This window comes from Rhizobium sp. SG570 (assembly GCF_012275345.1).
GTDB classification, from domain to species: domain Bacteria; phylum Pseudomonadota; class Alphaproteobacteria; order Rhizobiales; family Rhizobiaceae; genus Rhizobium; species Rhizobium lusitanum.
The window spans coordinates 210187-233130 of sequence record NZ_JAAZQI010000001.1 but is presented as its reverse complement, the minus strand read 5'-3'; the positions used below and the strand labels follow the sequence as shown (position 1 = coordinate 233130).

Genomic DNA, 22944 nt, shown 5'->3' with positions numbered 1-22944 from the left:
CATGTTCATTCTCTCGCTCACCTACCTCAAGGGTAACGACGAAGCCGACAAGTACATGGAGCCGCACATGGCCTGGGTGAAGGAGGGATATGCCAAGGGCTGGTTCCTCGCGTCCGGCCGCAAGGTGCCGCGCACCGGCGGCGTCGTTTTTGCCTGCGGCGATCGCGCCGAACTGGAAGCCTATGTGGCCGCCGACCCTTTCACCATCCACGGAATAGCATCCTACGAGGTCCAGGAAATCGCCCTCACCACCGTTGTCGACGGATTGGAGGCCCTGAAGGCCTGATCGACCGAAGGCAACAAACTCGTCGCATATGGCGTGTATGGTGCCCTTATCTTGACTTTGCCCGGCTAACCCCGAACAGCTCTTTATTGTGACATCAAATTATGATTAGAGCCCTTCACCTCGCGTTCTCGCGCAAACTCTGATGAATTTTATGAACCGAACGGCGTCCTGCCTTTCGAAGGAGACAAGAATGACGGAACAGAACTATCCGGTATATGCCGAAATTACCGGTCCGATCGTAATGATCGGCTTTGGCTCCATCGGCCGCGGCACGCTGCCCCTGATCGAGCGCCATTTCAAATTCGACAAGAGCCGGATGGTCGTCATCGACCCGCGTGAAGAACCAGCCGACATGGAAATCCTGGCAAAGCACGGCGTCCGTCATATCAAGGAACATGTCACCAAGGAAAACTACAAGGAACTGCTGAAGCCGCTCCTGACGGAAGGCGGCGGCCAGGGCTTCTGCGTCAATCTCTCGGTCGATACCGGCTCGCTCGATCTGGTCAAGCTGTGCCGCAAGCTCGACGTGCTCTACATCGACACCGTCGTCGAACCCTGGCTCGGCTTCTATTTCGACAAGAGCCTGAAGAATGCCGACCGCACCAACTATGCCCTGCGCGAAACCATGCGCAAGGAAAAGGCGAAGAACCCGGGCGGCACGACGGCCGTTTCCACCTGCGGCGCAAACCCGGGCATGGTGTCCTGGTTCGTCAAGCAGGCGCTCGTCAACCTCGCCAAGGATATCGGCCTGAAGTTCGAAGAGCCGGACCAGCATGACCGCGAAGGCTGGGCCAAGCTGATGAAGAAGGTCGGCGTCAAGGGCATCCATATCGCCGAGCGCGACACGCAGCGCACCAAGCATCCGAAGCCGCTCAACGTCTTCTGGAACACCTGGTCGGTCGAAGGCTTCATTTCCGAAGGCCTGCAGCCGGCCGAGCTCGGCTGGGGCACCCATGAAGAATGGATGCCGAAGAACGCCAAGAAGCACAAGAAGGGCTGCCAGGCGGCCATCTATCTGGAACAGCCGGGCGCCAACACCCGCGTTCGCACCTGGTGCCCGACGCCAGGTCCGCAATACGGCTTCCTGGTCACGCATAACGAATCCATCTCGATCGCCGACTTCTTCACGGTTCGCGACAAGGACGGCGACGTCACCTTCCGCCCGACCTGCCACTATGCCTACCATCCCGCCAACGACGCCGTGCTTTCGCTGCACGAAATGTTCGGCAATGGCGGCACGCCGCAGCCGGTTCATCACGTTCTCGACGAGGACGAACTGGAAGACGGCATCGATGAACTCGGCGTCCTGCTCTATGGCCACGACAAGAACGCCTACTGGTACGGTTCGCGCCTGTCTCTCGAAGAGACCCGCCGCATCGCTCCCTACCAGAACGCGACCGGCCTGCAGGTAACCTCCGCCGTTCTCGCCGGCATGGTCTGGGCGCTGGAAAACCCGACCGCCGGCATCGTCGAAGCCGACGAGATCGACTATAAGCGCTGCCTCGAAGTGCAGCTGCCCTATCTCGGTCCGGTTGAAGGCCACTACACCGACTGGACGCCGCTCGACGGCCGTCCGGGCCTCTTCCCGGAAGACATCGACACCAAGGATCCCTGGCAGTTCAGGAATATCCTGGTTCGCTAACGGAAACAGCGTTCGCAAGGCGCAACGCTCGAATGCCCGCACAGGTCGTGCGGGCATTTTTGTTACGCAAGCGGGATAAATCAAGCAGTTGCGTTCTCAAGCCTTGCTTTAACCCAATAGCCGCGCCATCTTTCTCGCAACCGATACGACAATAGACCGCCTTCATCGCGGGAGATATTTATGAAGATCAGAACCGTGCTTTCCCTCGCAGCCGCTACGGCAGCCTTGTCCGCCTGCGTCGATTTCGGCGGATCGAGACCGCCGCCGATGGCGATGAACCCCGGCGCGCAGCCACGGGCGAACTCGGTGGAAGGCAGTTGGGCGGATTCGAACGGTCTGAGTTCGACATTTTCGGCCGGCCGTTTCGAGACGCACACGACCGACGGCACAAACCAGCAGATGGCCTCCGGAACCTACACGACCGACGCTTCCGGCGTCGTCCAGATCAATCTCTACTCGAACATCAAGCGCACCAGCTCCAAGGTGAACTGCTTCATGGCCAACCCCGGTCAGCTTAACTGCACCTCCGAGACCGGCGGACACTTCTCCCTCAACCGCCAGGGCTGAACAGGCCCGGCGGACGGATAAGACGTCATGCGCCGTATGATGGTGCTCTATCTGGCCCTCGTCGCAGCATTGCCTTTCGCCGTCCTGGCCGCGATTCTCCCCGTCAACAGCTACCGGGCTCAAGGTAACGAGGCGCTCGACAGTGACGGGCCGATGAGTGTCCTCATCTTCGCGCTGCCCGTCTTGCTGATCTATGGTGCCGGCGCGATCCAGCTTTATCGGGTCAGGCGTCGGCGTTTTCATCCCGCTGCGGCGCTCTGCTGCCTGCTTGTCTTTTGCGCTGTCGGCTGGAATGCCGCGACGGCATCGCTGGAATCCTACGGAGATGCCTCTATCGAAGCATGCTCTTGATCTGACGGCTCATTTCGTTGCTTTGTAAAATCCTAATGAAGCCCACAGCTTTCGCTTGCGCTCGCTCCGCCATGATGAAAACATCGACGTGGGGGACCGCCTTGGGGCATAGGCGGGCCGGATTGTAAGGACGAACAGGAGAGACAGATGAAGCAGCCCTTCGGAGTGGGTCTTTTGGCCGCCGCGGCATTGGCGCTCAGCACCAGCACAGCCTTCGCGGACTATCAGCTCAACATCCTGCACTTCAACGATTTCCATTCGCGCGTGGAGTCGATCAACAAGTTCGATGCGACATGCTCCGCGGCCGAGGAGGCCAAGAACGAGTGCTTCGGCGGGGCAGCGCGGCTGAAGACGGCCATCGACCAGCGCCGCGCAGCACTTGCCGGCCAGAATGTCGTGGTGCTCGATGCCGGCGACAATTTCCAGGGCTCCTTGTTCTATACGACCTACAAAGGTGCAGCCGAAGTCGAATTCCTCAACGATATGAAGATCGACGCCATGACCGTCGGCAATCACGAGTTCGATGATGGCGAGGGCCCGCTCGCAGCCTTCCTCGACAAGGCGCAATTCCCCGTCGTGACTGCCAATCTGGTAATTGACGATCAGTCGAAGCTCGGCAACCGTATCAAGAAATCGATCGTGCTCACTATCGGCGGCCAGAAGATCGGCATCGTCGGCGCAGTCACGACCGAAACGCCCGAACTCGCCTCGCCCGGTCCGCATGTGAAGATCACCGACGATGCCGCCGCCATCAGCGCCGAAGTGGACGCGCTGAAGTCTCAGGGCGTCAACAAGATCATCGCGCTCACGCATGTCGGCTATCCCCGTGACGTCGAAAAGATCGGCAAGATCGCCGGCGTCAGCGTCGTCGTCGGCGGCCACTCGCATACGCTGCTGTCGAATACGGATCCGAAGGCAGCCGGGCCCTATCCGACCATGGTCGACAATCCGGCGGGTTATAAGGTGCCGGTCGTTCAGGCGGCGTCCTACAGCAAGTATCTCGGCGATCTCGTCGTCACCTTCGATGACAACGGTGCCGTCAAGGGCGCCAACGGCGATCCGATCCTGCTCGACTCCTCCATCAAGCCCGATCCGGCGATTGCCGCTCGCGTGCTGGAAATGGCGAAGCCGATCGAAGAGCTGCGCAAGAAGATCATCGGCAGCTCGCAAGGCCCGATCGAAGGCGCTCGGGAAATCTGCCGCGTTCAGGAATGCTCGATGGGCAATCTTGTCGCCGACGCCATGCTCGACCGTACCAAGGGCCAGGGCATCAGCATCGCCATCCAGAACGGCGGCGGCTTGCGTGCCTCGATCGGCGGCGGCGATGTCAGCATGGGTGACGTGCTGACCGTGTTGCCCTTCCAGAACACGGTCGCGACTTTCCAGCTCACCGGCGCGAACGTGAAGGCCGCATTGGAAAACGGCCTCAGCCAGATCGACGACGGCGCCGGCCGCTTCCCACAGGTAGCGGGCCTCAAATACAGCTTCGACAAGTCGAAGCCGCCGGGCAGCCGGCTGGTCTCCGTAGAGGTGCAGGAAGGCACTGAATTCAAGCCGATCGACCCCGAAAAGACCTACGGCGTCGTCAGCAACAATTACATGCGCGCCGGCGGCGACGGCTACACGGTCTTCGCGAAGGACAGCAAGAATGCCTATGACTTCGGTCCCAACCTGGAATCGGTGGTTGCCGACTATCTTGCCGCACACAACCCTTACAGGCCCTACACGGACGGCCGCATAACCCAGATCGCCGCAGCACCGGCTGCCGCCCAGCCCGAAGCGGCCAAGCCGGCCGAAACCCCTCAGCAGGCTGCGCCGGACCAAAAGCCCGCTCCGACACCCGCCGCTAGCAGCGCGGCAGCACCCAGCGCTACGCCGCCGGCCTCCTCGACACCCTCGGCGACAACGCCCGCCACCACGCCGGCAAAGCCTGCGGACACCCCATCCGCTCCGGCAACCTCGACGCCTGCTGCATCGGCACCTGCGACGGAAGCCCCGGCAACGTCAGCACCGGTGACGACGGCTCCTGCAACCCCCGCGCCGGCGACAGCCGCGCCGGCAGCCGAGGCCAGCGAAAAGCCGAAGACACCGGCAATCCACGTCATCGTCGCCGGCGATACGCTCTGGGATCTCGCCAAGACCTATTACGGAAGCGCCAAGCAATGGCACAAGCTTCTGGCCGCCAACCGCAATCTCGAGCCGCACCATCTCCCGGTCGGCGAAAAGTTGAGAGTTCCAGCCAAGTAAGACGATTTGTCTCGCGTGAGAGAGCCGGTCCGGGCTTTTCCGGGCCGGCTTTTGTTCCTATGTGAAGGACTTCGTTTCGTTAAAAGGAATTCAATCGATGACAGCAGACCTGACCACCTTTCCGCCCGATCACCCCAGCGTGAAATTCGGCAAGGTCGGCGTGCTGCTTGTCAACCTCGGAACACCCGACGGCACGGACTACGCCTCGATGCGTCGCTACCTGCGCGAGTTCCTGACGGATCGTCGGGTCATCGAATGGTCCCGCTGGAAATGGTATCCGATCCTGTTCGGCATCGTCCTCAACACCCGACCGCAGAAGGTCGGCAAGGCCTACGAGACGATCTGGAACAAGGAAAGAGATGAGAGCTTCCTTCGTACCTATACGCGCAATCAATCGGATCAGATGGCCGAACGCCTACAGGATCTACCCAATGTGACCGTCGACTGGGCCATGCGCTACGGCCAACCCTCGATCGGCGACCGCATCCAGGCGCTCAAGGATCGGGGCTGCGAGCGCATCGTACTCTTTCCGCTCTATCCGCAATACGCCGCCGCAACGACGGCAACCGTCAATGACAAGGCGTTCGAGAAGCTAGCGAAGATGCGCTGGCAGCCGGCACTCCGCACCGTGCCGCAATACCACGACGACGACACCTACATCGAGGCGCTCGCCAATTCCGTGACCCGGCATCTTTCAACGCTGGATTGGCAGCCCGAGAAGATCCTCGCATCTTTCCACGGCATACCCATGTCCTACTTCAAACTGGGCGATCCCTATTATTGCTTCTGTCAGAAAACAGGTCGCCTGCTGCGCGAGAAACTCGGGCTTACCGAGGATCAGTTCATGGTCACCTTCCAATCCCGCTTCGGTCCGGAGGAATGGCTGCAGCCCTATACCGACAAGACGGTGGAACAGCTTGCCAAGGACGGCACCAAGCGCATCGCCGTGCTGAACCCGGGCTTCGTCTCGGACTGCCTGGAGACATTGGAAGAAATCGCCGAACAGGCCGCCGAATCCTTCCATCACAATGGCGGCGACAAGTTCACGCACATCCCCTGCCTCAACGACAGCGAGGACGGCATGAAGGTGCTGGAGAAGGTTGTGCGGCGGGAACTGCTTGGCTGGGTCTGACCGATCGCCAGGGGAATCCCGGCGATGGCCTCTACTGCAGCTGCGGTTTCTTGAGAAAGCTGCCGCGGTCGGCGGATTTGATGCGCAACCAGGCCTCCCGGCCATTGCGCAGCACCCGCATCGGGATCTCGGCGCCGGCCGGCCCGCTCTCCCATATCTTCCGATAGAAATCGGCCAGCCCATCCACTTCCGCGTCGCGGATCTCCGAGATGACGTCGCCGCGGCGCAATCCCGCCTTGGCCGCCGGACCGCCTTCGGTCACGCTCATGACAACGACCTCACCATTGCTTTCGGCCGAGAACGCGCCAAGCCAGGGCCTCGGCGGTTTGTTGACGTGCCCTCGCTTGATCAGATCGTCCAGAATGGGCAGCAGCAGGTTGATCGGCACAACCATGTTGATATCGGCGCCTTCGCCATTCTGGGTCGCCATCTGCAGATGCAGCGAACCGACACCCAGAAGCTTGCCCTCCTCGTCCACCAGCGCCGCGCCGCCCCATGACGGATGCGCCGGCGCGATGAAGATCGCCTCGTCGAGCAGATACTCCCAGTAACCCGCGAACTCCTGTTTGGCGACAATCTTCGCCTCGACGAACTGGCCGACGCCGTCTGCGATCACCACCGGATCGCCGATCTCGGCCTTTTCGGCATCACCGAATTCCAGCGCGGGCACGTCGAGCGGGCCAAGCGCCTGCACCAGGCCAAATCCCGTTTCCTGGTCGTAGGCAAGCGCGTGTGCCGGCACCACACGACCGCTATTCGTCGTCAGCCAGACTTCCTCAGCCTCCGTGATGAGGTAGCCGATCGTCAACACCAGCCCGTTCCCCCGGATGACGACTCCGTTGCCTTCCCTGCGGGTGCCGAGCGTCGTCGCCGTGAAAGCGTCTTCCGGAATTGAGGCATGCACGGCCACGACCGACCGTAAGGTCCTATCCATATTCATAGCTTCACCCTGATGATGCGCAAAGGTTGGGCCCGAAAGGCTGTGTGGCAGCGGAGCCGGAGATTTCTCCATTAAAGTATGAATATCAACCGCCGGAAGCAAGACCCGGATCGCGATTGATTGATCGGGCCAAAACAATCTCAGACACACCGGATCGTGTTGTTGGGCGACCCATTCCTCCCTTGTCGAGAACATGCTAACCCACCACATCTGATTGAGTTGCCGTCATGCGTTTTCGACCGAACGTACGGAGAACGATGCGGCAGCGCTTTACGTGACGCGAGAGGCCCGCATACCGTGGGCGCCTCCATGGAGGAATTCAATGGTAGTCGGTGGTTTCAGCATCTTCGTGGTTGCCCTGGTGGTCTTGGTCATCCTGGTGCTGTTTGCGGGGATCAAGACGGTGCCACAGGGCTATCGTTATACAATCCAGCGCTTCGGCCGCTACATCCGCACACTGGAGCCGGGCCTCAATCTGATCGTGCCCTTCATTGAGACGATCGGCGTGCGGATGAACGTTATGGAGCAGGTGTTGGCCGTGCCGACTCAGGAGGTCATCACCAAGGACAACGCCAGCGTCTCTGCCGATGCGGTCGCCTTCTTCCAGGTGTTGAACGCGGCGCAGGCCGCCTATCAGGTCACCAATCTCGAAAGCGCGATCCTCAACCTCACCAAGACCAATATCCGTTCGGTCATGGGTTCGATGGACCTGGATGAGCTTCTCTCCAACCGCGACGCCATCAACGAGCGGTTGCTGCGCGTGGTCGACGAGGCTGTCGAGCCCTGGGGCATCAAGGTGACGCGCGTCGAAATCAAGGACATCCAGCCGCCGAAGGACCTGGTTGACGCCATGGGCCGACAGATGAAGGCCGAGCGTGAAAAGCGCGCCCAGATTCTCGAAGCGGAAGGGCTCCGTGCCGCGCAGATCCTGCGGGCGGAGGGCGCAAAGCAGTCGGCCGTGCTGCAGGCGGAAGGTCAGCGCGAGGCGGCGTTCCGCAATGCCGAGGCACGCGAACGCCTGGCGGAAGCGGAAGCCAAGGCGACCCGCATGGTTTCCGAAGCCATCGCCGAAGGCAATGTGCAGGCCATCAACTACTTCGTCGCGCAAAAATACACCGAAGCCCTGACGGCAATCGGCTCGGCCAGCAATTCGAAGATCGTGTTGATGCCGATGGAGGCCAGCTCCCTCATCGGCTCGCTCGGCGGCATCGGCGCCATTGCCCGCGAAGTCTTCGGCGACAATGGCAACGGCGACGGTGCGCCGCAGCCTTCGAGGCCTCGGTCAGGCGCCGTTCGTACCACGCCTTCGGTCAATCCGCTGACGCCCAGGGAGAGCTGAGATGTTCGATGATCTCGTCGTGGAGCTCGGCCCCTGGAGCTGGTGGCTGCTGGGATTGGTGCTGCTTGCCGCTGAGTTGGTATTGCCGGGCTTCTTCCTCGTCTGGATTGGTCTGGCTGGCATCATTGTCGGGGCGCTGTCGCTGCTGTTCTGGGATGACGCCTTCTGGGTCTGGCAGTTGCAGTGGCTGGTCTTTGCGGCCGTCGCCGTGATCGTCGCCCTACTCGGGCGCCGCTATTTCTACAACAACAACCAGGTCACGGACGAGCCCTTCCTGAACCAGCGCGGCGCAAGCCTTGTCGGCCGCACGGCAACGCTCGGCGAGCCCATAGCCGAAGGCCGTGGCCGCATCCGCCTCAACGACACCTATTGGACAGTCAAGGGGCCCGATTTGCCGGTTGGCACACGTGTCATTATCGTCGCCAGCAATGGCCGCGAACTTACGGTCGAACCGGTCTGATCAGGCAACCCCGATCCGCAACAGGTCGTGGAAATGGACGATGCCGACCGGGCGGCGCGCATCGTCGATGACGATCAGCGCCGAGATGTTGTGGCGATTGAGCACGGCCATCGCGCTGGTCGCCAGCGTCGTTTCCTTCACCGTCTTCGGATTGCGGGTCATCACCTCGTCGACGAGCATGTCGGCAAGGCTGGTGCCGAGATTGCGAGCGATATCGCCGTCGGTGACAATGCCGCAGAGGCAGCCGTTTTCATCGATGACGCCAACGCAGCCGAACCGCATTTGCGACAAGGTCATTGCCGCCTCGGGCATGCCCGTGCCGAGATTGACCAGCGGCACGCGGTCGCCCTTGTGCATGATATCGGCCACATGCGAGAGGCTGGCACCGAGCTTGCCGCCCGGATGGAAAGTGCGGAAATCCTCGGCTGTGAAGCCGCGCGCCTCCAGCAGCGCCACGGTCAGCGCATCGCCGATGGCGAGCTGCAGCAGCGTCGAGGTCGTCGGCGCCAGCCCATGCGGGCAGGCTTCCTGCTCCTTCGGCAGCAACAGAACAACGTCCGACTCGCGCGCCAACGTCGAGGTCTCGCCCGCGGTAATGGCAATCATCGGGATCGAAAAGCGCCGGGAATAGGCGATGATGCCGCGCAACTCGGCGCTCTCGCCGCCCCAGGACATGGCGACGATGACGTCATCATGCGTGATCATGCCGAGATCGCCGTGATTGGCCTCGACAGGATGCACGAAAAAGGCCGGAGTTCCGGTGGAAGCGAGGCTGGCGGCGAGCTTGTTGCCAATATGGCCGCTCTTGCCGACACCGGTGATGATGACGCGGCCGCTGATATCGCCGATGATCTCCACCGCGCGGCTGAACGGACCGGCCAAACCAGCGGCGAGCGCACGTTCCAGCGCCTCAAGGCCCCGTCTCTCGGTCTCGATCGTTCGCATCGCGGATTCGATCGCACCGTTCTCGATGAGTCTTACAGCTCTCTTATTCATGAGGGAGGCCTAACGCTTTTCTGCAAATCTGTCCACTGAAGATCGACTTTTGCCACCGCGACTGGCAGGCCGGGCGGCCTCAACAATATTACTGGCGGAATGCTCTCCACGGCCCTTTGGCAACCAAGCGTTAACCACGCAGCTTTACACTTGGGTAAGGATTTAAGGCATTTCCAGTAAGGTCAGATATAGGCAAAATGGGCATCGGCAAGAACAAGGCGGGTAACGGCACCCTCCGGCTGACGGCATGGGCGACATCCGCCATGCTCGGCTGGAGCGTCGCATTCGCCGCGCCGATGTCGGCCGACGCGCAATCGCTGTCCCCAGGCCAAAATCCGGACGACACCCTAACGATATCACCGGGCACGGACGCGACATCCGCGTCACCGACCGACCCGACGGCCGCGTCCTCGAGCAATACGCAACCGACGCCATCGACGAATCAGGCACCAACTGCTGCGGATGCGCCGCCCAATATGCGCCTTCGCCTCGACAGCGTCGATCCGACCACCACAGGTTCCACGCTCGACACAGATCTGCGCCGCGTCAACCTGCCCGAGACCAGCGTCGACGGGCTGAAGGCACGCCAGCATCCGGATCGCGAGGATGCGCAGGGCATACCGCTCGGCACATTCACCCTGCGCCCCTCCGTCAACCAGTCGATCAATATCGAGCAAGACCGCACCGGCTCCACCAAGGACGACCGCACGTTCCTGCAGACGGACCTGCGCAGCACGCTGACATCGGATTGGGACCGGCATGCGCTGACCATAACAGGCGAAGGCGTTTGGCAGAGAAACATCAGCGGCACCGGCGAGGAAAAGCCGACGGTCAGCCTCAATGCCGACCTGCGCCTCGATCTTCCCGCCGATACCACCGCCCACATCACCGCCGGCTACCAGTTCTCCCGTGAGGACACCAGCGATCCGAACGCCATTGCCGGCGCCACGAAACAGTCGGCCGTCAACCAGTTCACCACGGGACTGTCGCTGGAGCGCGACTTCGGCCTGCTGCGCGGCACGACTGCTGTGGAGCTGACCCGCACCGCCTATTCCGACGCCGTGCTCTCGGATGGAACCCAGGTTACGCTCAGCGACCGCGACCAGACCGCCGGCACATGGCGCGGACGCATCGGCTACGAGCTGTCGCCGGCCATCATCCCCTTCGTCGAAGCCGATCTCGGCCGCGCGGTCTACGACCAGACGCGCGACAGCAGCGGATATGCCCGCTCAAACCAGAGTTACGGCGGCAAGGCCGGTGTCGAGCTCGATCTTGGCGATAAGATGAAGGGCGAGCTCGGCTTCGGCTACCAGCACACGCAGTTCGACGATTCGCGCCTCGCCTCGATCGATTCGCCGACAATCGACGGTAATTTCGCCTGGTCGCCGCAGCGCGGCACCGATGTCAGCATCGGTCTTTCGACCACGGTCCAGCCCTCCACCACAGCCGGCGAAAGCGGCTACACCGCCTATCAGATCACCAGCACCCTGAGCCACCAGCTGCGCGACGATCTCACTGCAAAGCTGACGGGCGGAACGATCTGGCGCGACTATCCTTCCATCAGCTCCTTTGCCGACGAGACCGAATACGACGCCGCATTCGGCCTCACCTGGGGGATCAACCGTTACCTCGATCTGACCAGCAATGTCGGCTATCAGCTGACCTCGCGAAAGACCGGCGACGACACCCGCCAGCTACAGGCAGGTGTGGGATTGACGGTGAAGCGCTGATCACCACCTGAACCGTTCGTCGCAGCGTGTCTTGCGTTCACTCCCATCTTGTCATCCGAAACGAAACGAGGCCCGGCACATGCCGAGCCTCAGCTCTTTGTTCTCAACGATTTGAGAACTTATTTCAGGGCCGTAATCAGCGCCTTCAGCTCATCCTCGATGGTCGGGCGGATATCTGCGCGCGCGAGCGCAAAAGCGACGTTGGCGAGGATGAAGCCATCCTTTGCACCACAGTCGAACGTCTGGCCCTGAAAGTGATAACCGGCGAAATCCTGCTGCTGTGCCAGCTTCAGCATACCGTCGGTCAACTGGATTTCATTGCCGGCGCCACGCTCCTGGCTTTCCAGGATACGGAAGATTTCCGGCTGCAGGATGTAGCGGCCGTTGATGAAGAAGTTGGACGGGGCCGTGCCCTTGGCCGGCTTTTCCACCATTTCGGTGATGCGGAAGCCGTTGCCGATCGTTTCGCCGACACCGACGATGCCATACTTGTGGGTCTGATCCGGAGCGCACTCTTCAACGGCGATGACATTGCCGCCGCTGGTCTCATAAAGCTCGATCATGCCCTTCATGCAGCCCTTTTCGGCCCGCATGACCATGTCGGGCAGCAGCAGCGCGAAGGGCTCGTCGCCGACGATCTCGCGGGCGCACCACACGGCATGGCCGAGGCCGAGCGGCTCCTGCTGACGCGTGAAGCTGGCCGTTCCGGCTTTCGGCAGCAGGCCGTTCAGCAACGACAGCTCTGCATTCTTGTTGCGTTGGCGCAGCGTATGCTCAAGCTCGAACTGAATGTCGAAGTAATCCTCGATCACGTGCTTGCTGCGGCCGGTGACGAACACGAAATGCTCGATCCCGGCTTCCATCGCCTCATCGACGACGTACTGGATCACCGGCTTGTCGACGACGGTGAGCATTTCCTTCGGCACCGCCTTGGTCGCCGGCAAGAACCGCGTCCCCAGTCCGGCCACCGGAAATACTGCCTTACGAACTTTTTTATGCTGTCCCACTCATACCTCCTGGGCATTCACTAGCCTGGCGCCAAGCCATTCTCAGGGTCAGTAGAATAAATTTGCTACTGTTTTGCAAATAATGACTGACCCCGGCTTCCATGGTAAAGAATTTGTTGACTTCGTTCTTCTAGTGTCACGCTTGGATGAACGCTAAGAGCTTCGCCGCACCGAAATCCAACGATCGATGGACAAGGCTGTAGATGACCCCAAACCGCAAAAACTCCCTTCGTGGTCTCGCTCTGGCGCTCGCGTTCGCTGCCTTCGCGGGACTTGCTCCCGTTAACGCCAATGCTGACCCGGGGTTCCAAAAATGGATCGCGGGCTTCTACACGACCGCCGCAAAGAGCGGCATTACACCATCGACCTATCGCGATGCATTCGCCGGCGTGACGGACCCTGACCCCACGGTCCTTGAAAAAGCGCAGTACCAACCGGAATTCAAGTCCCAAATCTGGGATTACCTCGACTCCCGTGTCAATCCCTATACCGTGGATATTGGCCGGAAGATGGCGGTTAAATATGCGTCCACGCTCCGCTCGCTCGAGCAGCGCTTCGGCGTGGATCGAAATATCATGCTCGCCATCTGGTCGATGGAGTCGAACTACGGCGCAGTTCTCGCCAAGAACGATCGGCTGCATTACGTGCCCCGCGCGCTGGCGACGCTTGCCTATGCCGATCCGAAGCGCGCCAACTATGCCAAGAAACAGCTCATCGCAGCGCTGAAGATCCTTCAGAAGGGTGACGTGTCGCGCAAGGAGCTGAACGGCTCCTGGGCTGGCGCCATGGGCCATACGCAGTTCATCCCAAGCAGCTATCTGCTCTATGCTGTCGATGCCGACGGCAGCGGCCATGCCGATATTTGGAATTCCATTCCGGATGCGCTGGCGACGACGGCCAACTTGCTTGCTAAGAACGGCTGGGAGACCGGGCGCACATGGGGCTACGAGGTGGTCGTGCCATCTGGCGGCGGCGCACAGGCCGGCAAGACCCACACGATCGCCCAATGGGCCGCTCTCGGTTTCGTCCGCCCCAATGGCAAGGGCTTCCGTCAGACCTCCGACCGCGCGCAGCTGAAGATGCCCGGCGGGCCGGATGGCCCCGGCTTTCTGATGACCGGCAACTTCTTCACCATCAAGCGCTACAACGCATCCGACAGCTATGCAGTAGCCGTTGGCCTGCTTGCCGATCAGATCGCCGGCTATGGCGGCATGCAGCAATCCTGGCCGCGACCGAGCGGTGCGCTGAACGTGCAGCAAAAATTCGAGCTGCAGACGCGGCTGAAGCAGCTCGGCTATTATGACGGCGTCGTCGACGGCAATTTCGGATCCGGCTCGAAGGCGGCCATCGCCGCGGTTCAGCAGCGCATCGGCATGGATGCGGATGGCGAACCGTCCATGAACCTGCTGAACGCGCTGCGCAAATAGGCGGCCGCTATCAGCGCGATCTTGGACCGCTGGACGGAAGATACTTCCTCATGCGACCATGGGGCGTGAGCGGAAAAGAAGCTATGATCAAACGACCTGCCCGCGCAACCATGGCAACCGCAAGGCTTATTCTGACAGCGCTCCTTGCCGCCATCGTCGCACTCGGCTGCCTGCCGACGGCGGCTGAAGCGCAGGAGCGGCCGCGCAGAAACCTGTTCGACATGCTGTTCGGCACCCGCGAACCCGACTATACCGACCAGTCCGTCGACCAGCCGCCGCCGCGGCGAAAGATCCAGCCGCGCAAACGGCCGACGCCGCCGCCACGTCAGCCGGTGGCGGTCCAACCGGAAACACCTCCGGCGGCGGAAAAGCTGCCCGATGCCAAAACCATCCTCGTCGTCGGCGACTTTCTCGCCAGCGGTCTCGGAACCGGACTGGAAGATGCCTTTTCGGCCTCGCCCGGTGTCGTCATCCAGACGCGCGGCAATGTCGCCTCGGGTCTCGTTCGGCAGGACTACTACAACTGGCCGCAGCAATTGACAGGCATGATGGACCAGCTGAAGCCAGCAATGGTCATCGTCATGCTCGGCGCCAACGATCGCCAGCAGATCATCGGCGACGGGCTCAACGAAAAATACGGCACGGACCCGTGGTTCCTCGCCTATGAAGAGCGCGTGCAGCAATTTGCCAAGCTGGTGACGAGCCGCCACATTCCGCTGCTCTGGGTCGGTCTGCCCTCCTTCGGCTCGGACCAGCTGACGGCGAGCGCGGTCAAGCTCAACCAGCTCTATCAGAGCCAGACGACAAGCGTCGGCGGAGAGTTCATCGACATCTGGGACGGCTTTACCGACCAAAACGGCGAGTTCATCGTCACCGGCTCCGATATCAACGGCCAGCAGGTGCGCCTCAGAACCGCTGACGGTGTCAACCTGACCGCGGCAGGCAAGCGCAAGGTCGCCTTCTATGTCGAGAAATCGGCACGCCGGCTGCTGGGCGATCAGGCAAGCCCCGATATCACCCGCCTCGATACCGGCAATCCGTTGCCGGCGCAGCAGGCCAACCTGCCTCCGACGGAGATGGAGAAAATCACCCGCATCCCGCCGATGAGCCTTTCCGACCCAGACCTTGACGGCGGCGCGCAGCTCCTGGGCGGCACGCCCGCACCGGCTTCCACGACACCATCGCCGCGGGACCTCCTGGTCGACAAAGGCCAAATGGCGCCGGCGCCTGCAGGCCGCGTGGATGACTACAGGTTGCCGGGATCGGCCGCGCCGTGAGAACCTTCCGTATAAGTGCGTCCACGACTGGGCCTGTTTGACAATATCGCAGCGCACCCCTAAAAAAACGTCATGAGCACCAACCGCGCAGATCATATCGATCAAGACAGCACCTGCTTGCAGGTTGTGGTTTTGCGCGCTTTCTCCGGTCGAGGTCTCCGCGTCCAGTCGTGACGGCCGGAGGCATTGGTCTGTCCGGCGGCTGCTGGACGTAAAGCCCTTGCCCAAAACATCAACGTTGCCCATGGAGAATGGCACGTGCTCAATATCTACAACGTAAATTCGCTCGTTCATTGGGAAGAGCGGGATATCCGGTTGCGCGACGATCTGGTCCGGTTCTTTTCCGATGAAATCAGCAGCTTCCTGCGATCGGTCAACCCCGCCTGGGATGTCCGAAGGGTGGAAGCCCCGACCCTTATGCCGCGCCGCCTCGTTTCAGATGCCTATTCCCAGGAGGACATATGGGTGCAGGAACGGGTATCAAAGACTGAGACCGAACTGTTGCTGCGGCCGGAGACAACCGCGTCAACCTATGTCTACATGCAGCATCTTCTTGGAAATCACTCCAGAACACGCCTGCCATTATGCATCTGGCAGGCTGGAAAATCCTACCGCCGGGAACAGGATCAACCGACCAAGCATGTGCGGCTCAAGGAATTCTGGCAACTCGAATTCCAATGCGCCTTCACTGCCGACAGCGGCAACGATTACCACGCAGCCTGCCTGGAGCCGGTCCGCCGCATGATCGGATCGGTCATCCATCTGCCGACCAGAATCGTTCCTTCGGATCGCCTGCCGGCCTACTCCGAGGTCACGATGGATATCGAAGTCGACAATGACGATAAATGGATGGAGGTCTGTTCGATCTCGAAGCGCACGGATTTCCCCCAACGCTATCGCAGCCACGCCAGGAAGGGGCCTGCGATAGACCACGATGTGAGAGTACTCGAGATCGCCATCGGGCTCGATCGCTGCATCTACAATTGGAACATTGCGGCAAGCCGATAAGAATGAAGGCCGGGTTCATCGCGAACCCGGCCTTCTGATAGTCGCACCAAAATATCGGTGAGGCTTACCGCGGCAGAACCGTCGAGCCCATCAAGGCCTCATCGATCGCGCGCGCCGCCTGGCGGCCTTCGCGGATCGCCCAGACCACCAGCGACTGGCCGCGGCGAACGTCGCCGGCGGTCCAGAACTTGTCGACGGAGGTCTTGTAGTCCTTGTCGTCGGCGACGACGTTGGTCGAACCGCGCTTGTCGGTGTTCAGCGTCAGCTTGCCGTCGAGCTCCTTGAGCACGCCGTCGGTGAACGGGCCACGGAAACCGATGGCGATGAAGGCAAGATCGGCACGGATGACGAATTCCGTCCCGGCGATCGGCTTGCGGCGCTCATCCACTTCGCAGCACTTCACGCCGGTCAGCACGCCGTCTTCGCCAACGAATTCCAGCGTCGCGACCTGGAATTCGCGAACCGCACCCTCGGCCTGCGAGGAGGAGGTGCGCATCTTCGTCGCCCAGAAGGGCCAGACGGCGAGCTTGTCTTCCTTTTCCGGCGGCTGCGGGCGAATGTCGAGCTGGGTAACCTTGACCGCACCCTGGCGGAATGCAGTGCCGACGCAGTCCGATGCGGTATCACCACCGCCGACGACGACGATATGCTTGCCGCCGGCAAGGATCGGATCGGCAGGCCAGCCGACGCTGTCGATGTTTTCGCGGCCGACGCGGCGGTTCTGCTGCACGAGGTAGGGCATGGCGTCATGCACGCCGGCAAGCTCGACGCCGGGAATGCCGGCCTCGCGCGGCGTTTCCGAGCCGCCGCAATAGAGCACGGCATCATGATCGGCCAGGAGCTGCTCGACCTTGACGTCGACGCCGACATTGACGCCGCAATGGAAAGTGACACCCTCGCCCTTCATCTGCTCGACGCGGCGATCGATGAAGTTCTTCTCCATCTTGAAGTCCGGGATGCCGTAACGCAGCAGACCGCCGGGCTTCGACTCGCGCTCATAGAGATGAACGTCGTGGCCGGCGCGGCCGAGCTGCTGGGCGGCGGCCATGCCGGCAGGGCCGGAGCCGATGACGGCGACCTTCTTGCCGGTATGCACGGTTGCCGGCTGCGGGCGGATGAAGCCGAGCTCATAGGCCTTGTCGGCAATCGCCTGTTCGACGGTCTTGATGGCAACCGGCGCGTCTTCCAGGTTCAGCGTGCACGCTTCCTCGCAAGGGGCGGGGCAGACGCGGCCGGTGAATTCCGGGAAGTTGTTGGTCGAATGCAGGTTGCGGATCGCCTCTTCCCAATTGTTGTTGTAGACGAGGTCATTCCAATCCGGGATCTGGTTGTGCACCGGGCAGCCGGTCGGGCCGTGGCAATAGGGAATGCCACAGTCCATGCAGCGAGCCGCCTGTTTCTGCACTTCCGGGTCCGACATGGGGATCGTGAATTCACGGAAATGCCGGATGCGATCAGACGCCGGCTGATACTTGCCTACCTGCCGGTCGATTTCCAGGAAGCCTGTTACCTTGCCCATGCTTTCGTTTCCTCACTCAAAAAAGTGGAGCCGATGGCTCCCGTGCCTGAGGGTAAGTTCCGTTCCCTGTCCGGCACTGTAATTCAAATCCGATTCCGCTGTTCGACAGTTGCGATCGCCCAAGCGGCGACCGCAATGCGAGGCGAAACCCTCGACTGGCTTAACGAGCCGGGGCGGATTACTCCGCCGCCACGCCCATCCGGCTGCGCTCCATTTCCTCGAGGGCACGGCGATACTCGACCGGCATGACCTTGCGGAATTTCGGGCGGTAGTCGGCCCAGTGATCGAGAATTTCCTTGGCGCGCGTCGAACCTGTGTAGTGGAAATGGTTCGAAATCAACTGGTAGAGACGCTCTTCATCATGGCGCGTCATGTCACCCGAAACGTCGACGCGTCCCTTGTGCATGAGGTCGCCGCCATGATGATGCAGCTTCTCCAGCAGCTCGTCCTCTTCGGGAACCGGCTCCAGCTCGACCATCGCCATGTTGCAGCGGCGCGCGAAATCGCCGATTTCGTCGAGCACATAGGCCACGCCGCCCGACATGCCGGCCGCGAAGTTGCGACCGGTTTCGCCGAGCACGACGACGACGCCGCCGGTCATGTATTCGCAGCCATGGTCGCCCACGCCTTCGACGACGGCGATCGCACCGGAGTTTCTGACCGCGAAGCGCTCGCCCGCGACACCGCGGAAGTAGCACTCTCCTTCGGTTGCGCCGTAAAGCACGGTGTTGCCGACGATGATCGAATGCTCGGCCAGGATCTTCGAATTCTCCGGCGGACGGATGATGATGCGGCCGCCCGAAAGACCCTTGCCGACATAGTCGTTACCGTCGCCGATGAGGTTGAAAGTCACGCCGCGCGCCAGGAACGCGCCGAACGACTGGCCGGCGGTGCCCCTCAGCGTGACGTTGATCGTGTCTTCCTTCAGGCCGCGATGGCCATAGCGCTTGGCAACCGCGCCCGACAGCATGGCGCCGGCCGAACGGTCGACATTCTTGATGCCGACCTCAAAGGCGACCGGCGTCTTGGAAGACAGTGCGGGCTCGGCCTTCTCGATCAGCGTGCGGTCGAGAACATTGTCGATCGGGTGCTTCTGCGCTGATGTCCAGTAAGTCTCTTCCTTCGGCGCGTCGACCTTGTGGAAGATGCGGCTGAAGTCGAGGCCCCTCGCCTTCCAGTGGGCGAGCATGTCGTCCTTCTCCAGAAGCTCGGAAGCGCCGATGATGTCGTCCAGCTTGGTAACGCCAAGCGAGGCGAGAATTTCGCGCACTTCCTCGGCGACGAAGAAGAAGTAGTTGATGACATGCTCCGGCGCGCCCTTGAAGCGCTTGCGCAGCACCGGATCCTGGGTGGCGACGCCGACCGGACAGGTGTTGAGATGGCACTTGCGCATCATGATGCAGCCGGCCGCGATCAACGGCGCGGTGGCGAAGCCGAATTCGTCCGCGCCGAGCAGCGCGCCGACGATGACGTCGCGACCGGTCTTCAGGCCGCCGTCCACCTGCAGGGCGATGCGCGAGCGCAGCCCGTTCAGCACCAGCGTCTGCTGGGTTTCGGCAAGGCCGATTTCCCACGGGCTGCCGGCATGCTTCAGCGAGGTCAGTGGCGAAGCGCCGGTGCCGCCGTCGAAGCCGGCGATGGTGATATGGTCGGCGCGCGCCTTGGCAACGCCGGCGGCAACAGTGCCGACGCCGACTTCCGAGACGAGCTTGACCGACACCGCCGAGGTCGGGTTGACGTTCTTCAGGTCGAAGATGAGCTGCGCCAGGTCTTCGATCGAGTAGATGTCATGGTGAGGCGGCGGCGAGATCAGGCCGACACCCGGCGTCGAATGCCGGGTCTTGGCGACGGTCGCATCGACCTTGTGACCCGGCAGCTGTCCGCCCTCGCCGGGCTTGGCACCCTGCGCCACCTTGATCTGCAGCACGTCGGCATTGACCAGATATTCGGTGGTCACGCCGAAGCGGCCGGAGGCGATCTGCTTGATCGCTGAGCGTTCCGGGTTCGGCGAGCCGTCGAAGAGCGGCATGTAACGATCGGACTCTTCGCCGCCTTCGCCGGTGTTCGACTTGCCGCCGATCCGGTTCATGGCGATCGCCAGCGTCGTATGCGCCTCGCGGCTGATGGAGCCGAAGGACATGGCGCCCGTCGAGAAGCGCTTGACGATATCGATAGCGGGCTCGACTTCGTCGACCGAAATCGGCTTGCGGCCGAGCGTTTCCGCACCCTTGATCTTGAAGAGGCCGCGGATGGTGTTCATCCGGAGGGCCGACTGGTTGACCATCTCGGCGAACTCGCGATAGCGATCCTCGGCATTGCCGCGCACGGCATGCTGAAGTGCTGCCACTGCATCCGGCGTCCAGGCATGGCTTTCACCGCGCATGCGGAAGGCATATTCGCCGCCGATCTCAAGCGTGCTCGCCAGCAGCGGATCACGACCGAAAGCGGAGTTGTGGCGAGCGACGGTTTCCTCGGCGATGGTTTCAAGGCCGATGCCCTCGATCATCGTCGCCGTGCCGAAGAAGTACTTGTCGACCAATTCCTGCTGCAGGCCGATCGCATCGAAGATCTGCGCGCCGCAATAGGACTGGTAGGTCGAAATGCCCATCTTCGACATGACCTTGAGGATGCCTTTACCGACCGCCTTGATGTAGCGGTAGACGACTTCCGTGGCGTCCACTTCCTTCGGGAATTCGCCGCGCTGATGCATGTCGAGCAGCGTGTCGAAAGCGAGATAGGGGTTGATCGCCTCGGCGCCATAGCCGGCGAGCAGGCAGAAATGATGCACTTCGCGCGGCTCGCCGGTTTCGACGACGAGGCCGACCGAGGTGCGCAGCCCCTTGCGGATCAGGTGATGGTGCACGGCGGCCGTGGCCAGCAGCGCCGGGATCGCGATGCGGTCCGGCCCGATCTGCCGGTCGGAAAGCACGATGATGTTGTAGCCGCCGCGAACGGCGGCTTCTGCCCGCTCGCAGAGACGGTCGAGCATCTCAGGCATGCCTTCGGCGCCGCGCTCGACGTCATAGGTGAAATCGAGGGTCTTGGTGTCGAAACGGTCTTCCGTATGACCAATCGAGCGGATCTTTTCGAGATCGCCGTTGGTCAGGATCGGCTGGCGGACTTCCAGGCGCTTGGCGTTGGCCATGCCGGTATGGTCGAGCAGGTTCGGACGCGGACCGATGAAGGAGACGAGGCTCATGACAAGCTCCTCGCGGATCGGGTCGATCGGCGGGTTCGTCACCTGCGCGAAGTTCTGCTTGAAATAGGTGTAGAGCAGCTTCGGCTTGTCGGACATGGCCGAGATCGGCGTATCCGTGCCCATGGAGCCGATCGCCTCCTGCCCGGTCGTCGCCATCGGCGACATCAGGAGCTTGGTGTCCTCGAGCGTATAGCCGAAAGCCTGCTGGCGGTCGAGCAGCGACACGTCGCGGCGAAGCGCGCGCGGCTCCACCGGCTTCAGGTCTTCGAGGATGAGCTGCGTGCGCTTGAGCCAGCTCTGATAGGGATGCTTGGTGGCGAGCTCCAACTTCACTTCCTCGTCGGAAATGATGCAGCCCTTTTCCATGTCGATCAGCAGCATCTTGCCCGGCTGGAGGCGCCACTTCTGGATGATCTTTTCTTCGTCGACCGGCAGCACGCCGGCTTCCGACGCCATGATGACGCGATCGTCATTGGTGACGAGGTAACGGGCCGGACGCAGGCCGTTGCGGTCGAGCGTCGCGCCGATCTGCTTCCCGTCGGTGAAGGCGACGGCGGCCGGGCCATCCCACGGCTCCATCAGGGCGGCATGATATTCGTAGAACGCCTTGCGCTCCGGCGCCATCAGCTGGTTGCCGGCCCAGGCTTCCGGGATGAGCATCATCACCGCATGCGCCATGGAGTAGCCGCCGCGCACGAGGAATTCGAGCGCGTTGTCGAAGCAGGCGGTATCCGACTGTCCCTCATAGGAAATCGGCCAGAGCTTGGAGATATCATCACCGAACAGCGGCGAGGATACCGACGCCTGGCGCGCCGCCATCCAGTTGACGTTGCCGCGCAGCGTGTTGATTTCGCCGTTATGGGCGACCATGCGATAGGGATGCGCCAGCTTCCACGACGGGAAGGTGTTGGTCGAGAAGCGCTGGTGCACGAGGGCGACCGCCGACTCGAAGCGCGGATCGGCCAGATCCTTATAATAGGCGCCGACCTGATAGGCGAGGAACATGCCCTTGTAGACGATGGTCGAGCTCGACAGCGAGACGGGGTAGAAGTTGCTCTCTTCGCCCTCGTATTCCGCATAGATGCGGTTGGAGATCACCTTGCGCAGCGTGAACAGGCGGCGCTCGAACTCCTCGTTCGTGCCGGCATCGCGACCTGCGCCGATGAAGACCTGTACATGATGCGGCTCTGTGCCGGCGATATCGGGCGCCTTTGAGAGCGAGGAATTGTCGACCGGTACGTCGCGGAAGCCGATCAGCTCCTGACCTTCCTCGGTGACGACCTGTCTGATGGCATTCTTGAAATGCTCGATCAGCGTCTCGTCGCGCGGCAGGAAGAAATGACCGACGCCATATTCGCCCGCCTTCGGCAGGGTGATGCCCTGCAGGGCCATTTCCTCGCGGAAGAAACGGTCGGGAATCTGCACGAGAATGCCCGCGCCGTCGCCCATCAGCGGATCGGCACCGACGGCGCCGCGATGCGTCAGGTTTTCAAGGATGAACAGGCCGTCGCGCACGATCTGATGCGACTTCTCGCCCTTCATATGCGCAACGAAGCCGACGCCGCAGGCATCGTGCTCGTTGCGCGGATCGTAGAGGCCTTGCTTCCGTGGGATGCCGGCGGCGCGTTTCGACGTTTTGGCCGTAGCGACAGCATTGGCTGCAGCGGTCTGGTCAAAAGTCATGGACGGCGTCCTGTTCGTCATCGTCTTCCCTCCGGTAAGGCCCGCGTCGCGGGCGCTCCTTCGTCCCGCGCGGTCCGTTTCCGGGGCCGACGCGCGACAGCGCTGTTGCATTGTGAAGATCCGGTCGCGAACAC

The 22944-nt window shown here is 61.8% G+C and carries 17 protein-coding genes; 12 read left to right on the top strand and 5 right to left on the bottom strand.

Annotated elements, in window-relative coordinates; genetic code table 11:
- Position 1: 1 nt before the first annotated feature.
- The 6 genes from FHT28_RS01070 to hemH all read left to right on the top strand — a co-directional run bounded on the left by FHT28_RS01070 (position 2) and on the right by hemH (position 6225).
- Positions 2-286 carry a YciI family protein gene (locus FHT28_RS01070; RefSeq protein WP_037196399.1) on the top strand — a complete coding sequence of 95 codons (285 nt, stop codon included), beginning with the start codon at positions 2-4 and terminating at the stop codon, positions 284-286.
- A 190-nt stretch (positions 287-476) separates the two neighbouring features.
- Positions 477-1928 carry a homospermidine synthase gene (locus tag FHT28_RS01065; protein WP_037196398.1) on the top strand — a complete coding sequence of 484 codons (1452 nt, stop codon included), beginning with the start codon at positions 477-479 and terminating at the stop codon, positions 1926-1928.
- A gap of 180 nt (positions 1929-2108) precedes the next feature.
- Positions 2109-2495: a hypothetical protein gene (locus tag FHT28_RS01060; RefSeq protein ID WP_037196397.1), complete on the top strand. Its 387-nt coding sequence runs from the start codon at positions 2109-2111 to the stop codon at positions 2493-2495.
- A gap of 27 nt (positions 2496-2522) precedes the next feature.
- Positions 2523-2846, top strand: coding sequence for a hypothetical protein (locus FHT28_RS01055; RefSeq protein ID WP_168595364.1), 324 nt, complete (start codon positions 2523-2525; stop codon positions 2844-2846).
- A 147-nt stretch (positions 2847-2993) separates the two neighbouring features.
- Complete coding sequence (locus FHT28_RS01050) at positions 2994-5093, top strand: 5'-nucleotidase C-terminal domain-containing protein (protein ID WP_168595363.1); 2100 nt, start codon at positions 2994-2996, stop codon at positions 5091-5093.
- A 97-nt stretch (positions 5094-5190) separates the two neighbouring features.
- Positions 5191-6225: a ferrochelatase gene (hemH, locus tag FHT28_RS01045; RefSeq protein ID WP_092573457.1), complete on the top strand. Its 1035-nt coding sequence runs from the start codon at positions 5191-5193 to the stop codon at positions 6223-6225.
- A gap of 31 nt (positions 6226-6256) precedes the next feature.
- On the opposite strand, the gene FHT28_RS01040 is transcribed toward hemH, so the two are convergent.
- The gene (locus FHT28_RS01040; protein ID WP_047555444.1) at positions 6257-7165 is read right to left on the bottom strand and encodes a S1C family serine protease; all 909 of its coding nucleotides are present in this window, start codon (positions 7163-7165) and stop codon (positions 6257-6259) included.
- Between the two features lie 322 nt (positions 7166-7487).
- Here FHT28_RS01040 and FHT28_RS01035 point away from each other — a divergent pair, with 322 nt between their 5' ends.
- Complete coding sequence (locus FHT28_RS01035) at positions 7488-8504, top strand: SPFH domain-containing protein (RefSeq protein WP_168595362.1); 1017 nt, start codon at positions 7488-7490, stop codon at positions 8502-8504.
- Between the two features lies 1 nt (position 8505).
- A complete protein-coding gene (locus tag FHT28_RS01030; protein WP_037196392.1) occupies positions 8506-8964 on the top strand; it encodes an NfeD family protein in 459 nt (152 codons plus the stop codon).
- On the opposite strand, the gene FHT28_RS01025 is transcribed toward FHT28_RS01030, so the two are convergent.
- Positions 8965-9960 carry a KpsF/GutQ family sugar-phosphate isomerase gene (locus FHT28_RS01025; RefSeq protein ID WP_037196391.1) on the bottom strand — a complete coding sequence of 332 codons (996 nt, stop codon included), beginning with the start codon at positions 9958-9960 and terminating at the stop codon, positions 8965-8967. It abuts the gene before it with no gap.
- 197 nt (positions 9961-10157) lie between these two features.
- Here FHT28_RS01025 and FHT28_RS01020 point away from each other — a divergent pair, with 197 nt between their 5' ends.
- Positions 10158-11690: an outer membrane beta-barrel protein gene (locus FHT28_RS01020; RefSeq protein WP_168595361.1), complete on the top strand. Its 1533-nt coding sequence runs from the start codon at positions 10158-10160 to the stop codon at positions 11688-11690.
- Between the two features lie 119 nt (positions 11691-11809).
- Here the strand turns inward: FHT28_RS01020 and galU are convergent, their stop codons facing one another.
- Entirely contained in the window at positions 11810-12697 is an 888-nt protein-coding gene (gene galU, locus FHT28_RS01015) for a UTP--glucose-1-phosphate uridylyltransferase GalU (protein ID WP_037196387.1), read from the bottom strand.
- A gap of 203 nt (positions 12698-12900) precedes the next feature.
- Here galU and FHT28_RS01010 point away from each other — a divergent pair, with 203 nt between their 5' ends.
- The 3 genes from FHT28_RS01010 to FHT28_RS01000 all read left to right on the top strand — a co-directional run bounded on the left by FHT28_RS01010 (position 12901) and on the right by FHT28_RS01000 (position 16409).
- Complete coding sequence (locus FHT28_RS01010) at positions 12901-14124, top strand: lytic murein transglycosylase (protein ID WP_047555333.1); 1224 nt, start codon at positions 12901-12903, stop codon at positions 14122-14124.
- An 83-nt stretch (positions 14125-14207) separates the two neighbouring features.
- Positions 14208-15401 carry a DUF459 domain-containing protein gene (locus FHT28_RS01005; RefSeq protein WP_047555332.1) on the top strand — a complete coding sequence of 398 codons (1194 nt, stop codon included), beginning with the start codon at positions 14208-14210 and terminating at the stop codon, positions 15399-15401.
- Between the two features lie 258 nt (positions 15402-15659).
- A complete protein-coding gene (locus FHT28_RS01000; RefSeq protein WP_037196384.1) occupies positions 15660-16409 on the top strand; it encodes an aminoacyl--tRNA ligase-related protein in 750 nt (249 codons plus the stop codon).
- A gap of 64 nt (positions 16410-16473) precedes the next feature.
- Here the strand turns inward: FHT28_RS01000 and FHT28_RS00995 are convergent, their stop codons facing one another.
- Positions 16474-17928, bottom strand: a complete 1455-nt coding sequence (locus FHT28_RS00995) for a glutamate synthase subunit beta (protein WP_037196383.1) — start codon at positions 17926-17928, stop codon at positions 16474-16476.
- A 178-nt stretch (positions 17929-18106) separates the two neighbouring features.
- The gene (gene gltB / locus FHT28_RS00990) at positions 18107-22831 is read right to left on the bottom strand and encodes a glutamate synthase large subunit (protein ID WP_168595360.1); all 4725 of its coding nucleotides are present in this window, start codon (positions 22829-22831) and stop codon (positions 18107-18109) included.
- Positions 22832-22944 lie beyond the last annotated feature (113 nt).

Bases quoted from the DNA above. Each gene is read 5' to 3' on its own strand.
- FHT28_RS01055 (WP_168595364.1), top strand. From the start codon at position 2,523: ATGCGCCGTATGATGGTGCTCTATCTGGCCCTCGTCGCAGCATTGCCT.
- FHT28_RS01070 (WP_037196399.1), top strand. From the start codon at position 2: ATGTTCATTCTCTCGCTCACCTACCTCAAGGGTAACGACGAAGCCGAC.
- FHT28_RS01050 (WP_168595363.1), top strand. From the start codon at position 2,994: ATGAAGCAGCCCTTCGGAGTGGGTCTTTTGGCCGCCGCGGCATTGGCG.
- FHT28_RS01040 (WP_047555444.1), bottom strand. From the start codon at position 7,165: ATGAATATGGATAGGACCTTACGGTCGGTCGTGGCCGTGCATGCCTCA.
- FHT28_RS01005 (WP_047555332.1), top strand. From the start codon at position 14,208: ATGATCAAACGACCTGCCCGCGCAACCATGGCAACCGCAAGGCTTATT.
- hemH (WP_092573457.1), top strand. From the start codon at position 5,191: ATGACAGCAGACCTGACCACCTTTCCGCCCGATCACCCCAGCGTGAAA.
- FHT28_RS01025 (WP_037196391.1), bottom strand. From the start codon at position 9,960: ATGAATAAGAGAGCTGTAAGACTCATCGAGAACGGTGCGATCGAATCC.
- FHT28_RS01010 (WP_047555333.1), top strand. From the start codon at position 12,901: ATGACCCCAAACCGCAAAAACTCCCTTCGTGGTCTCGCTCTGGCGCTC.
- FHT28_RS01035 (WP_168595362.1), top strand. From the start codon at position 7,488: ATGGTAGTCGGTGGTTTCAGCATCTTCGTGGTTGCCCTGGTGGTCTTG.
- gltB (WP_168595360.1), bottom strand. From the start codon at position 22,831: ATGACGAACAGGACGCCGTCCATGACTTTTGACCAGACCGCTGCAGCC.
- FHT28_RS01065 (WP_037196398.1), top strand. From the start codon at position 477: ATGACGGAACAGAACTATCCGGTATATGCCGAAATTACCGGTCCGATC.
- FHT28_RS01020 (WP_168595361.1), top strand. From the start codon at position 10,158: ATGGGCATCGGCAAGAACAAGGCGGGTAACGGCACCCTCCGGCTGACG.
- FHT28_RS01030 (WP_037196392.1), top strand. From the start codon at position 8,506: ATGTTCGATGATCTCGTCGTGGAGCTCGGCCCCTGGAGCTGGTGGCTG.
- FHT28_RS01060 (WP_037196397.1), top strand. From the start codon at position 2,109: ATGAAGATCAGAACCGTGCTTTCCCTCGCAGCCGCTACGGCAGCCTTG.
- FHT28_RS00995 (WP_037196383.1), bottom strand. From the start codon at position 17,928: ATGGGCAAGGTAACAGGCTTCCTGGAAATCGACCGGCAGGTAGGCAAG.